Annotated in this window: 13 protein-coding genes; 5 read left to right on the plus strand and 8 right to left on the minus strand. The window is 72.6% G+C overall.

Annotated elements, in window-relative coordinates; translation table 11 throughout:
- The coding region (locus G3N18_RS14235) for a hypothetical protein (RefSeq protein ID WP_196384931.1) at positions 1-1,048 on the plus strand (1,048 nt) is incomplete at its 5' end.
- 49 nt (positions 1,049-1,097) lie between these two features.
- On the plus strand, positions 1,098-1,496 hold the full coding sequence (locus tag G3N18_RS14240) for a hypothetical protein (protein ID WP_196384932.1): 399 nt from the start codon (positions 1,098-1,100) through the stop codon (positions 1,494-1,496).
- Between the two features lie 91 nt (positions 1,497-1,587).
- Here G3N18_RS14240 and G3N18_RS14245 read toward each other — a convergent pair whose 3' ends face one another.
- Positions 1,588-2,106: a universal stress protein gene (locus G3N18_RS14245; protein ID WP_196384933.1), complete on the minus strand. Its 519-nt coding sequence runs from the start codon at positions 2,104-2,106 to the stop codon at positions 1,588-1,590.
- A gap of 185 nt (positions 2,107-2,291) precedes the next feature.
- Here G3N18_RS14245 and G3N18_RS14250 point away from each other — a divergent pair, with 185 nt between their 5' ends.
- Complete coding sequence (locus G3N18_RS14250; protein ID WP_196384934.1) at positions 2,292-2,477, plus strand: DUF3073 family protein; 186 nt, start codon at positions 2,292-2,294, stop codon at positions 2,475-2,477.
- A 30-nt stretch (positions 2,478-2,507) separates the two neighbouring features.
- Here G3N18_RS14250 and G3N18_RS14255 read toward each other — a convergent pair whose 3' ends face one another.
- From G3N18_RS14255 to purM, 3 genes are all read right to left on the minus strand, one after another.
- Positions 2,508-3,773, minus strand: a complete 1,266-nt coding sequence (locus G3N18_RS14255) for an MFS transporter (RefSeq protein WP_196384935.1) — start codon at positions 3,771-3,773, stop codon at positions 2,508-2,510.
- Between the two features lie 243 nt (positions 3,774-4,016).
- Entirely contained in the window at positions 4,017-5,480 is a 1,464-nt protein-coding gene (gene purF / locus G3N18_RS14260; protein ID WP_196384936.1) for an amidophosphoribosyltransferase, read from the minus strand.
- Positions 5,481-5,516: 36 nt separating this feature from the next.
- Positions 5,517-6,650: a phosphoribosylformylglycinamidine cyclo-ligase gene (gene purM / locus G3N18_RS14265; RefSeq protein WP_196384937.1), complete on the minus strand. Its 1,134-nt coding sequence runs from the start codon at positions 6,648-6,650 to the stop codon at positions 5,517-5,519.
- A 312-nt stretch (positions 6,651-6,962) separates the two neighbouring features.
- On the opposite strand from purM, the gene G3N18_RS14270 reads away from it, so the two are divergent.
- Positions 6,963-7,577: a zinc-binding alcohol dehydrogenase gene (locus tag G3N18_RS14270; RefSeq protein WP_196384938.1), complete on the plus strand. Its 615-nt coding sequence runs from the start codon at positions 6,963-6,965 to the stop codon at positions 7,575-7,577.
- A gap of 136 nt (positions 7,578-7,713) precedes the next feature.
- Here G3N18_RS14270 and G3N18_RS14275 read toward each other — a convergent pair whose 3' ends face one another.
- The 3 genes from G3N18_RS14275 to G3N18_RS14290 all read right to left on the minus strand — a co-directional run bounded on the left by G3N18_RS14275 (position 7,714) and on the right by G3N18_RS14290 (position 9,521).
- Entirely contained in the window at positions 7,714-8,046 is a 333-nt protein-coding gene (locus tag G3N18_RS14275) for a potassium transporter Trk (protein ID WP_196384939.1), read from the minus strand.
- A 125-nt stretch (positions 8,047-8,171) separates the two neighbouring features.
- A complete protein-coding gene (locus tag G3N18_RS16355; protein WP_196384940.1) occupies positions 8,172-8,846 on the minus strand; it encodes an HtaA domain-containing protein in 675 nt (224 codons plus the stop codon).
- Positions 8,847-9,119: 273 nt separating this feature from the next.
- Complete coding sequence (locus tag G3N18_RS14290; RefSeq protein ID WP_196384944.1) at positions 9,120-9,521, minus strand: sterol carrier family protein; 402 nt, start codon at positions 9,519-9,521, stop codon at positions 9,120-9,122.
- 320 nt (positions 9,522-9,841) lie between these two features.
- Between G3N18_RS14290 and purD the strand changes: the two genes are divergently transcribed.
- Positions 9,842-11,134 (plus strand): phosphoribosylamine--glycine ligase, encoded by a 1,293-nt coding sequence (gene purD, locus G3N18_RS14295; protein ID WP_196384942.1) that lies wholly within the window; start codon positions 9,842-9,844, stop codon positions 11,132-11,134.
- 63 nt (positions 11,135-11,197) lie between these two features.
- Here purD and G3N18_RS14300 read toward each other — a convergent pair whose 3' ends face one another.
- Complete coding sequence (locus tag G3N18_RS14300) at positions 11,198-12,505, minus strand: AAA family ATPase (RefSeq protein WP_196384943.1); 1,308 nt, start codon at positions 12,503-12,505, stop codon at positions 11,198-11,200.
- Positions 12,506-12,584 lie beyond the last annotated feature (79 nt).

Consider the following 12,584-nt stretch of genomic DNA (forward strand, 5'->3'; position numbering starts at 1 on the left):
CGTCACCGAGCGGGTGGGGGGCCGCGTCGCGCTGCACGGCGTGCTGGCCGCCGCGGTGCGCGCCCGCCTGCGCGAGAGCGCGCCGCAGCGGTTCCACGCCCTGTCGGTGCGCATCGCGCGCCACCTCGGCGCGCGATCGCGGCTCGGTGAGGTCGGTGCGCTGATGGAGCTCTCGCACCTCGTCGACGACCCGGTGCTGCGCGATGCGATCTCAGACCGGCCGGGCCCCGCGCACTTCGTCGAGACCGCGACGGCGGCCGAGTTCGACCTGTTCGCGAGCCGCTACGGGTTCACCTCGAACGCCGACTGGCCCGAGATCGCCGCGTGGACGCAGCAGCCCGACCGGGTGCGCATCGTCGCGCGCCGCATCGACGGCGAGGCGATCGTGCACGCAGTGCTCGCCCCCACCTCGGCACTCGTGCCCGTCGGCGTCGTGAAGGGGTCGTTGGATGCCGCGGCGCAGCAGACCGGCATCGATCCGGCCACGTCGTTCGTCGGCGTCTGCCTCATCGCCGACGCGTCGGTACACGACCGTGTCGAAGCGTCGCGCCTCGCCGGCGCCGCGCTCGTGTCGCGGGCGGGCGGGCCGGGCATGACGGCGGTGCTCGTGCACTTCCCCGAACCCCAGCGGCGCCCGATCGACACCGTCGAGCCGATCACCCGCATCCTCGCCGAGGGCCTCGACCGCCCCGTGGTGCTGACCGACTTCCGCCCGCTCGACGTGGCCCGCTTCGTCGAGGCGCAGGTGCTCCGCGAACACGGCGCCGCGGCGCTCGCCTCAGACGCGCTCTCGCTCTTGACGCTGCCGCCCGACGACCCGCGGCGGGTGGCGCTGCTCGACGACGTCTTCGGCGACGACGACCGCGACCGCCGGCTGCGGTGCGCGCTCGACCTGGCGCACGCCTCGCCTCCCGTCGGCGAGCGCGAGGCCCTGACGCGTCTGCACGTCAGCCGGCGCACCTGGTTCCGCCTGCTGCGCGAGGCGCGTGAGCGCGTGGCGGCCCACCCCGACCGGGGCGAAGAACGGAGCCGACCGCTACCCGGGTGAGAGCGGCGAAGTTGGCACCGATGCGGCACCGCCGCGACGGTCGCGGCAGGTGACCGCGACGGTGGTCTTCGAGGCGACCGTCACCGGGCACGCCGGGGGTCGCGCCGTGCTCGCCGCGCGCACCGTCTCGGTCGCCGTCGTGCAGGCTGCCGACACGGGCGGGTCGACCCCGACGCCGAACCCGAGCGACCCGACGCCGACCGGCCCGACGCCGACGCCATCCGACTCCACGCCGGGTGGCGCCACCCCGGGTGGCTCGACGCCGGGTGGCGCCACCCCGGGTGGCTCGACGCCGAGCAGCTCGGCCCCGGCGACTGCCGGCTCCGGGTCGGCCAGCTCGCCGCTGTCGGCGACGGGCGGGGTGATCCCGTGGGCGGTGCTCACCGGTGGGCTGCTCGTGCTCGCCGCGGGCACCGTGCTGATCGGTCGGCGTCGCGCGCGCCGCTGACGCGGTGCGCAGGCCGAGCAGGCTTCGGCCTGCCCCCTGACGAGCGACGGCGGGCGCCGCGACGCGGGTCACCCCTCCGGCCGGAGTCCTCCTACCCTTCCGGCCAGAGGTCTTCTTCGTCGCGGGCGGGCTCTTCGAGGGGCACCACGAGGATCGGCCGCGATTGGCGATGCGCGAGCCGCGCGGCCACCGACCCCGTGAGGAACTCGCGCACCGACTCGCCGAAGCCGCGCCGGCGCGTGCCCACGACGATCAGCCGCGCCTCGGCGCGATCGGCGAGGTGCCCCAGCGCGAGCGCGGGGTCGCCGACCAGTTGCACGACCGTCCAATCGACGCCCGTGCCGCTCAGCACGGTGGTCGCGGCGTCGCGCACGCGGGCGAGCTGAGCCTCGCCGGTGGCGATGTCGAGGTCGAGCGAGGCCGGCTGCACGTACCCGTCGGGGTCGGCGTAGGTCACGAACCGGGTGATGTCGACGTGCGCCACGATCAGCGGCGCACCGAACAGGGTCGCGTAGCGCGCCGCCTCTTTCAGCACGCGCGGCGGCTGGTCGGGGATCACCCCCACGACGACCGCACGATGCGGCACCGGTGTGCCCTCGGCATCCGTCATCGCGTGCTCCGCTCGCTCGGCGCGGCCGCCAATCCGCCGCCAACAGCGAGCGGGCGTAGGCCACCGTGTTATCCTGAATGCTACTCTTCCCGGCCTCGGGCCGGTTCGAACGCATCGTGAATGCATCGGGTGAGTGCGCAACACGCAGCCGCACCGCCCGTGACTCAGAAATGAGGGGGTCTCGCATGGGGCGTGGCCGTCAGAAGGCGAAGCACACCAAGATCGCTCGCGAACTCAAGTACGACACGTACACCGTGAACTACTCCGCGCTCGAGAAGGAACTCGGTCACCACGACGAGGACCCGTATGTCGACAAGTGGGCCGACCAGTACGCCGACGAAGACGAAGACGACAAGGTCGAAACGGCCTGACGTCTTCTCGTCGAGCGCGCGCGGCGCGCGTCACCAGACGCGGCCGGTGCGCTTCTCCCACTCTTCTTCGATCGTGCGCGTGCGCGTGACGACGTAGGCCGTCGGGATCGTGAACAGGAACAGCGCGCCGAGCAGCAGCAGGGGCGCCGTCCATCCACCCGTGGTCTCGTGCAGCACCGCGAACGCCAGCGGAAAGATCGCCGCGATCGCGTAGCCGACGCTCTGCGTGAAGCCCGAGAGCGCGACCGCACCCTCGTGCGTGCGCGAGCGGCGCTGAATGAGCACCAGCACGCCGGGGAAGAGGCCCTGCGGCACCCCGAGCAGCACGACCCACAGCACCGTCGCCGCGGTCGGGGCGAGCACGAGCCCCAGCACCCCGGTGACGCCGGCGACGAGAGCGACCGCATAGACCGTGCCCACGCGGTTCCACCGGGCGACGGCGATCGGCACGAGGATCGACCACGGCAGCCCCATCGCCCCGAACAGCGACAGCAGCGCCCCGGCGGCGGCGTGCGAGACGCCCGCCACATCGACGAGCACGATCGGCAGCCACGCGAACGAGGCGTAGACGCTCGCCGACGAGATCGCGAAGCTCACCGCGAGGGCCCACGCCAACGGAAGGCGCGTCAGCCGGCCGAGCACCCGCGGGGTCGGCTCGTCGACATCGCCCGCCTGCGTGCCCGCTGCCGCCTGGCCCTGCAGCCCGCGCGTCCCCCTGCCGTCGCGCACGAGCTGGGCCACCCACGGGAAGATCGCCGCAAGCGCGAACACGGCCCACATGCCCAGCGAGAAGCGCCAGCCCGCGGCATCCGCCACCGGCACAGCCACGAGCGGAGGCACGAACGCGGCGACGGCCAGCAGCGACGAGTACAACGCCGTCATCGTGCCGACGCGATCGGGGAAGTACTTCTTGATGAGCGGCGGCAGCACGACGTTGCCTACGCCGATCGCCGCGAACAGCACCGCCGTGCCGACGAGGAGCGCAAGAGCATCGGATGCCAGGGCGCGGCCGACCATCGCCGCCGTCGCCACGACCATCGAGGCCACCGCGAGCCGCTCGAGCCCGAAACGCCGCTCGAGGGCCGGCGTCACGATGCCGAAGATCGCGAAGCACACCGGCGGGGCCGCACCGATGAGACCGAGGATCCACGCCGGCACGGCGACGTCGGCCTCGACCTCGGCGAGGATCGGCGACAGCGACGCCACCGCCGAGCGGAGGGAGAAAGCGACCAGCACGATGCCGGTGAAAGCGAGGAGCCTGCCGCGCCACAGGGAAAGAGGGCGCGCGTCGGTCACTCGATCGAGCCTACGCCCGGCCTGCGGTGTCGAGGCGGCGTCGCCTCGCGGGCGTCGTGTGCCGAGCGGAGGGGATGGGCTCGCGGGAGGGCCGCGCGGGCGCGAGGCATCCTCCGCCGGGCGCATCCCCTCCCCTCAGCGCACCGCGCGTCGCCTCAGCAGGTGGATGCCAGGGTCAGCCCCGCCGCGCACGGGGCGGATGCCGGGGTCACCCCCGGGCAGCGCAGCAGAGGGATGCCGGGGTCAGCTCTCTTGCGAGCCCTCGACCCAGGAGAGGTATTCCTCGGTCACGGTGCCGGTGATGTACCGTCCGTCGAAGCAGCTGAGGTCGAGGTCTTCGACGTCGGGCGAGCCCTCGAGGATCGCGGCCTTCAGGTCGTCGATCTCTTGGTAGACCATGTAGTCGGCGCCGAGTTCCTTCGCGATCTCGGGGATGGTCCGCCCGTGGGCGACGAGCTCGTGACGCGAGGGCATGTTGATGCCGTACACGTGCGGGTAGCGCACGGGGGGCGCGGCCGACGCGAAGGTGACGCTCTTGGCCCCGGCATCCCGCGCCATCTGGATGATCTCTTTCGAGGTCGTGCCGCGCACGATCGAGTCGTCGATGAGCAGCACGTTCTTGCCCTTGAACTCGCTCGACATGGCGTTGAGCTTCTGGCGCACGCTCTTCTTGCGCACCGCCTGCCCGGGCATGATGAACGTGCGGCCGACGTAGCGGTTCTTGTAGAAGCCCTCGCGGTATTCGATGCCGAGCTTGCGCGCCACCTGCATCGCCGCGGGGCGCGACGAGTCGGGGATCGGCATGACGACGTCGATCGCTCCCGACGGGGTGTACTTGGCGATCGTGTCGGCGAGGCGGTCGCCCATGCGCAGCCGCGACTCGTAGACCGAGATGCCGTTCATGACCGAGTCGGGCCGGGCGAGATAGACGTACTCGAACGAGCAGGGCACGAGCTTGGGGCTCTGCGCGCACTGCTGCGTGTGCAGGCGCCCGTCGAGGTCGATGAACACGGCCTCGCCGGGTTCGACGTCGCGCACGACCTCGAAGCCGCCGTTCTCGAGCACGAGCGACTCCGACGCGACGACCCACTCGTAGTGGCCGTCTTCGTGCCGGCGCGTGCCGAGGATGAGCGGGCGGATGCCGAACGGGTCGCGGAACGCGAGCAGGCCGTAGCCCGCGATCAGCGCGATCGCCGCGTAGGAGCCTTCGACGCGCTCGTGCACGCGCGAGACGGCCTGGAAGATCTGCTCGTGGTCGAGGTCGAGGCCCGAGATGGATGCCTGCAGCTCGTTCGCGAGCACGTTGACGAGCAGCTCGGTGTCGCTCGACGTGTTGAGGTGCCGGCGGTCTTTGCGGAACAGCTCTTCGGTCAGCTCGCGCGTGTTGGTGAGGTTGCCGTTGTGCACGAGCACGATGCCGTAGGGCGCGTTGACGTAGAAGGGCTGCGCCTCTTCTTCGCTCGAAGCCGTGCCCTTCGTGGCGTAGCGCACGTGCCCGAGGCCGATGTTTCCGAGCAGCGCCCGCATGTCGCGCGTGCGGAACGCCTCGCGCACCTGCCCCTTGGCCTTGAACAGGTGGAACACCCCGTTCGGCTCAGCGGTCGCGATGCCGGTCGAGTCCTGCCCGCGGTGCTGCAGCAGCAGCAGCGCGTCGTAGATCTCTTGGTTGACATTCCCCTGCGAGGCGACGCCGACGATTCCGCACATGGATGCTGGGTGTTCCGTTTCTGCGCTGCGGTGCGCTTATGCCGATGCCGCGTACGAGCCGACCAGGCGCACGGCGCCGCCGTCGACGCCCTTGGCGCCCTGCTCGAAGTGTCCGAGGTCGTCTGCGGGCGTCGGGCCGCCCTGCACGACGCCGACCTGCCAGGTCTCGATTCCGTCGGCGCGCAGCGCCGCGATGGCCGCGGCGGCCTGATCGGGCGCGACGACCGCGAGAAAACCGATGCCGAGGTTCCAGGTGCCCTCGGTGCTCTCGAGGGTGAGGTCGCCGAGGTCGGCGAGCACGCGGAACACCGGCGCCGGCGACCACGTCGAGCGGTCGAGGTCGACCCACGTGCCGACCGGCAGCACACGCGCGAGGTTCGCCGCGATGCCGCCGCCCGTGACGTGACTGAGCGAATGGATGCCACTGCCGGATTCGCCGTGTAGCGCGTCGAGCAGACGCAGGAGCGGCAGTGTGTAGAGCCGCGTGGGCTCGAGCAGCTCTTCGCCCCACGTGCGGCCGAAGTCCGAGGCATCCGACCCGTACGTGATGCCCGCGCGGCTGACGATGTGGCGGACGAGCGAATACCCGTTGGAGTGCAGGCCGCTCGAGGCGAGGGCGAGCACCACGTCGCCCGGTTGCACCCGCTCGGCACCGAGCACGGCGCTCGCCTCGACGATGCCGGTCGCAGCCCCCGCCACGTCGTAGTCGTTCACGCCGAGAAGACCCGGGTGCTCGGCGGTCTCGCCGCCGACGAGGGCGGTGCCGGTGAGCTCGCAGCCGGTCGCGATGCCGCGCACGATGTCGGCGATGCGCTCGGGGAACACCTTGCCGCACGCGATGTAGTCGGTCATGAAGAGGGGCTTGGCGCCCACCACGACGATGTCGTCGACGACCATGCCGACGAGGTCTTGGCCGATCGTGTCGTGCTTGTCGATCGCCTGCGCGATCGCGACCTTCGTGCCCACGCCGTCGGTCGAGGTGGCCAGCAGGGGCTTGGTGTAGCCGAGCAGCGCGCTCGCATCGAACAGACCGGCGAATCCGCCCACGCCACCGAGCACCTCGGGGCCGTGGGTGCGGCGCACGGCCGACTTCATCAGTTCGACGGCGAGGTCACCTGCCGCCGTGTCGACGCCGGCTGCGGAATAGGGGTTCTGTGGGGACTGGGCCACGCGAACAGCCTACCGGCCCGCGCCGGGCCTTCGGTCGCGGCCCCGCGTGGGCGCCAGCGGGGGCTTGTCGGGGCGAGGTTTGGTGGCGCACATGGTCGCTATGGCGGGGTGGATGCGACCACTTGCGCCACCAAGTCGAGGTGGGGCGCGGGGACGCACAGCGCGGGCGCGAGTTTGGTGGCGCAGATGGTCGCTATGGCGGGGTGGATGCGACCACTTGCGCCACCAAGTCGAGGTGGGCGGTCGTGGGCGAGCGCAGCACGGGCCGGGCGCGGCCGGGCGGGCGGACGGCGGGATCCCTAGGATGGCGGCATGGCAGCGGGTGCTCCGGAGTGGGTCGTGCGTGAAGACGCCGGCCAGCCTGTGCTCGTGGCGTTGTACCTGCGGCAGGTGCTGGGTATCCGCTCGCCGCAGGAGCTTCCCCATCTGCGCGACATCCCGCCGGGGTTGCGCAGCGAGTACGACGACACGGCGACGCTCGATCGACTGTGGCTCACCTATTGGGAGATGACCGTCGAGCCGCAGGCGCACACCTCGCCGGTGCCGCTCGAGCTCGTCGACGGGTTCGACATGCTCGTCGCGTTGCCCACCGACGGCTTCGAGGCGCTGCACAGCGCGATCGTGCCGCACGGTGCGGATGCCGTGGCCTACGCCCGCGCCGCATCGGAGCGCTACCACGCGCGCGCCCAGGCCGACGCCCGGTCGGGCGGATCGGCCTATCGCGCGTACGCGAGCGCGATCGCCCAGCACGAGCGGAACTCGGGGCGCCGGGCGCACTCGTTCGAACTCAACGTGCAGGTGCTGCCGCTGACCCAGCGCGGGGTGTGGTGGATTGGCGCACTCACGGTGGCCGTCACCGACTCGCTGCGCACCGACATCGCCGCCTTCGACACCGCGATCGCCCCGGTCATCGCCGACATCGCCTGACCCCGGACGTCACACAGCCGTCGCGCGAGCGAATGGCACGCAGTCCGGGCCGCCGGCACCTGACGCGCCACATGCACGACGCGCCACACGCCTGACGCGCCAGACGCACCCCCGCGCGCCCAGCGCGGCGCGCGGATCAGTCGGCGTCGGGGCCGTCGACCTCGACACGCTCGTGGTCGACCCGCACCTCGTGCTGGCGGCGCGACATGCGACGGTCGAGGATCAGCGCGACGACGCCGAGCACCGCCATACCGATCGGAATGCACACGAGGCACAGAAAACCGAACACCTGCGAGCTCGAATACAGCACCTGCGTCGACGGGCTCTTGTCGGCGGTGCCGTCGAACGCGAACGTCAGGATGAGCGCGGTGAGGATGCCGAGGCCGGCGCCGAGCACGAAGAAGATCGCGTACCGGGGACTCCGGCGCACGTGCGCGGTCTCGATCTGGTGCTGGGCGCGCTCGGTCATCCGTCCATTGTCCCACCGCCGCACTGTCCCACCGCCGCGCTGTCCCACCGCCGCCGAGCCGCGAGACTGCGCGAGCCCTCCCCCCCCCGGGCGGGGAGAGGGCTCGCGTCACCGGGCCGGGTCGCTCAGACCGTGGGCACGGCCGCGCGACGGCGGCGCAGGGCGACGAGGCCCACACCGAGCACCAGCAGTGAGAGACCGAGCCACGCCGTGGCATCCGGCAGCTGTCCGCCGGTGGCGGCGAGCTCGCCCGACGTGGTCACGTCGCACGGCACCTCGCCGCCGAGCGGCCACGAGAACGACACCGGGTCGAGCGCCGTGCCGGCCGGGTAGAACGCGTTGCCGTTGTAGCTGAACAGGCTCGCGCCGGCGCTCGTGAGGGTCGCCGCGGCGTTCCGCCACGAGATCGCTCGGCCCGAGACCGATGCCGCCGGCAGCGACAGCGTCGCGATCGTGACCCGCGTGCCGTTCGCGACGACCGAGAGGGTCGCCGAGCCGGCGCCGGTCACCTGGATCGACGGGTTCGACAGCGTGAGGTTCAGCACACCGCTGTGACCGGTGAAGGTCGCCGCGCCGCCGTAGTTCACGCGACCGAGGTTCTCGTCGGCGTTGAACGATCCCGAGCCCGAGCCCCACGAGATGTCGGCCGAGCCCTTGGCGATCGGGCCGTCCACGTACGAGACGAAGCTCTCCTTCACGCCCCAGCTGATCGACGCGCCCGACACCGACTGTGCCGTGCAGGTCGCGACGGGCGCGGTCTCGACGGCCGTCGCGGGGGTCGCCGCTGCGATCGTGACCACCGCGGCGGCGATCGTCTGCCGTCGACGATCGCGACGACGGAGTGCTCACCGGCCGGGAAGTCGGCCGGCAGCGTTCCGCTGATCGTGAAGCGTCCGTCGGCGCCGACCGTGGCCGTGCCGAGCGCGTACGGGTCGGAGTGCACCTCGACGAGCACGTTCTGGCCCGCGGTGAACCCCGAACCGGTGACCGTGATCGTGCCGCCCGCCTGCGGGTTTCCGCTCACCGTTACCTATCCCACCCTATCCACAGGTTGCGACGGGTGCGGTCGCCCGTCAGGGCCGCAGGGGCAGGAGTGCGGCGAGGTTGGCGCGCGTGCCCGACGCGGCGATGCGGCCCGAGGCCAGGGCATCCACCCACACCTCGACGCCCGTCGCGAGGTCGATCCAGGTCGCCGCGTCGGTCTCGACGACGTTCGGGGGCGTGCCGCGCGTGTGGCGCGGACCCTCGACGACCTGCACCGCCCCGAACGGCGGCACCCGCACCTCGACGGTGTTGCCCGGCGCCTTCTCGGCGAGCAGCTGCAGCAGGTAGCGCACCGCGGTCGCCGTCTCGGTGCGCGGCAGCGGCGCACCGCCCGGCGTGCCCGCCGCACCCGCCGCCCCGGCTCCTGCGCGCGCCTCGGCGACCGCGGCGAGCGCCGCGCGGCCGTCGTCGGTCGAGATCTTGCGCGCCATGGCATCCACGGTATCCCGTGGCGCCGGCTGCGCGCGGGGCGACCACACGGCGTGCGGAGCGAGCCCGCGGGCGTGCGCCATCGCGTTGAGCCTGCGCGGCATCTCGCGCGCCCGTACGGTATTCAGTCTCCGCGCACGCTCGGCGGCGGCCTCACCCCGAGTTTTCGCGGATCGCGCACTGCGCGCGCCCCGCAGGGACTGAATACCGTACGCCGGCCACCCGGCAGTCGCCCGGCCTGCCCCGCCCGGACCGACCGACCGACCGGCCGGCCCCGCGCACCCACCCGGAACACACGACCCGCGGTCGGTAGGCTGGCCGCGTGCGCATTCTCGTCCTCGGTTCCGGTGCCCGCGAGCACGCCCTGCTCCTCGCTCTGAAGGGCGAGGGCGGCCACGAGCTGTTCGCCGCGCCCGGCAACGCCGGCATCGCCGCCGATGCGACGCTCGTTCCCGGCCTCGATGCGAACTCGCCCGCCGCCGTGACGGCCTACGCCAACGACGAGAGCATCGACCTCGTGATCATCGGGCCCGAGGCTCCGCTGGTCGCGGGGGTCGCCGACGCGCTCCGCGAGCGCGGCATCCCGGTGTTCGGCCCGGGCAAGGCGGCCGCGGCGCTCGAGGGATCGAAGGCGTTCGCGAAGCGCATCATGGATGCCGCGGGGGTGCCCACCGGCCGCGCCACCCGCGCGACCACGCGCGACGAGGTCGAGGCCGCGCTCGACGCGTACGGCGCGCCCTATGTCGTGAAGGCCGACGGCCTCGCCGCGGGCAAGGGCGTCGTCGTGACGACCGACCGCGCTGCCGCGATCGCGCACGCCGACACCTATCTGCCCGCCGGCCCGGTGCTGGTCGAGGAGTTCCTGTCGGGCCCCGAGGTGTCGCTCTTCTTCGTGAGCGACGGCGACACGGTGCGCGCCCTCTCGCCCGCGCAAGACTTCAAACGCGCCTACGACGGCGACGCCGGCCCCAACACGGGAGGCATGGGCGCGTACTCGCCGCTCCCGTGGCTCGCCGAGCGCTTCGGCAGCGAGCAGGCGTTCGTCGAGCGAGTGACGCGCGAAGTGGCCGAGCCGGTGATCCGTCGATTGGATGCCGAGGGCACCCCCTTCATCGGACTGCTCTACGCCGGCCTCATCCTCACCGGCGAGGGCGAGGCGACCGAGATCACCGTCATCGAGTTCAACGCGCGCTTCGGCGACCCCGAGACGCAGGTCGTGCTCGCGCGGTTGACCTCGCCGCTGTCGCGGCTGCTGATGTCGGCCGCCGTGGGCACCCTCGAAGACGAGCCCGAGCCGACCTTCGCCGACGCCGCCGCGATCACGGTCGTGCTCGCGAGCGAGGGCTACCCCGAGGCGCCGGTGACCGGCCGCCCGATCGAGGGGCTGGCAGCGGCGGCATCCGTCGACGGTGTGCACCTCGCCCACGCGGCCACCGCGGGGCCCGACGCGCCCGGTGGCGATCTCATCGCGACCGGCGGACGGGTGCTCAACGTGGTCGCCACGGGAGACACGTTCGCGCAGGCGCGCGAGCGCGCGTACGCGGCCCTCAGCGAGATCACGCTCGAGGGCGGTCACTTCCGCCGCGACATCGCCGCCGCCGTCGCCGACGCCTGACCCGCCTCTCACGGGGTCGGGGTCGCCGCGGACCGGAGCGCCGCAGCGGATGCGCGCCGCGCGTCAGAGGCGCGCGTACTCGTCGATGTCGGTGACGAAGTCGGAGACCGCCTCGGCCGAGACGGTCGCCCGGGTCGCCGCGAGGGCACGCAGGTAGTCGTCGGTCGCGAGCGGCGCGGCGTCGTCGCCTGCACCTGACTCCGGGCCGACGCCCTCCCCCGCGCGGAGCGCGCGGGCGAGGGCCTCTTGCGAGGCACGGCGGGCGGCGTACTCGATGTCGGCGGGAGTCAGGCCGTCGCTCGCCGTGACGAGCGCCGCGACGTCGGTCGCCTCCGCTGCCGCGGCCGGGATGTAGCGGTTCCAGATGGCGGCGCGTGCCTCGCCGTCGGGCAGTCCGATCGGGATGACGTAGTCGAAGCGGCCGTGGCGCAAGAACGCGGCATCCAGAGCGCGAACGAAGTTCGTGGCGCAGATGAGCAGGCGCCCGTCGCGCTCACGGAACTCGGCCACGAGCTTGAGCAGTTCGTTCGTGACGCCCTGCGTGGGCGAGGGCGGGGTGCCGCCGCGGCGCGAGGCGATCTCTTCGACCTCGTCGATGAAGACGACGGCATGCTCGAGCTCGCCGATCTTCTCGAACGTCGTGCGCAGCGCCCCCGCGAGGCTCGACGACCCGTCGGCCAAGCGCGAGGGGAAGACCTCGACGAACGGCCAGTCCAGGCGCGAGGCGACGGCCTTCGCGAAGGTCGTCTTTCCCGTGCCGGGAGGGCCGAACAGCATGACCGCGCGCGGCGGCACGACCCCGAAGCGCTCGGCCATGTCGGGGCGCGACAGCGGGGTGACCAGACGCTCTTCGAGCAGGTCCTTCTCTTGACGCATGCCGCTCACCGCACGCCAGAGGTGGCGCGGCAGGATGCGCCCGCCGACCTCTTTGAGCAGGTCGAGCTCGCGACGCTGCACCGGCATCTCGCGCTCGAGGTAGCGGAGCGGATCGCGCACCTCGAACCCATTGGCGGTGAGGGCGGCGAGGGGCTCCTGTCCCTCGGCGAGCAGGATCGAGAGCTTGCCGAGCCCGAGCGGGGCCATGCGCCGCTCGAGGGCGTCGAGCAGCCCGGCGGAGATCTGGTCGGACTGCGGCACGGCCGCCACCCCGAAGAACACGATCCACCCCTGCGCGTGCGCGGCGCGGCCCACCGCGACCCCGACGAGCGCGTCGTCACGGGTCGCGACGACGGCGTGGTCGGCCTGACACGAGGCGATCATCTCGGCGAGCGAATAGACGGGAGACTCCTCAGCCCCGTGCACCTCTTCCCACGGCCGGACCACGGCGTCGAGGTCGTCGTCATGGAAATCTCTGATGTGCGTGCGGCTCACAGCGCCATTGTGCCCGACGCGGCACCCCGGCCGCGCCCCGCCCGCACCCGCCGGCCCGCACCCGCCGGCCCGCACCCGC

This window comes from Microbacterium paulum, from assembly GCF_015707995.1.
In the GTDB taxonomy this organism is placed as follows: Bacteria; Actinomycetota; Actinomycetes; order Actinomycetales; family Microbacteriaceae; genus Microbacterium; species Microbacterium paulum.

Coding starts and splice junctions, on each gene's coding strand:
- G3N18_RS14245 (WP_196384933.1), bottom strand. CDS start 2,106: ATGACGGATGCCGAGGGCACACCGGTGCCGCATCGTGCGGTCGTCGTG.
- G3N18_RS14250 (WP_196384934.1), top strand. CDS start 2,292: ATGGGGCGTGGCCGTCAGAAGGCGAAGCACACCAAGATCGCTCGCGAA.
- purF (WP_196384936.1), bottom strand. CDS start 5,480: ATGTGCGGAATCGTCGGCGTCGCCTCGCAGGGGAATGTCAACCAAGAG.
- G3N18_RS14270 (WP_196384938.1), top strand. CDS start 6,963: ATGGCAGCGGGTGCTCCGGAGTGGGTCGTGCGTGAAGACGCCGGCCAG.
- G3N18_RS14275 (WP_196384939.1), bottom strand. CDS start 8,046: ATGACCGAGCGCGCCCAGCACCAGATCGAGACCGCGCACGTGCGCCGG.
- G3N18_RS14290 (WP_196384944.1), bottom strand. CDS start 9,521: ATGGCGCGCAAGATCTCGACCGACGACGGCCGCGCGGCGCTCGCCGCG.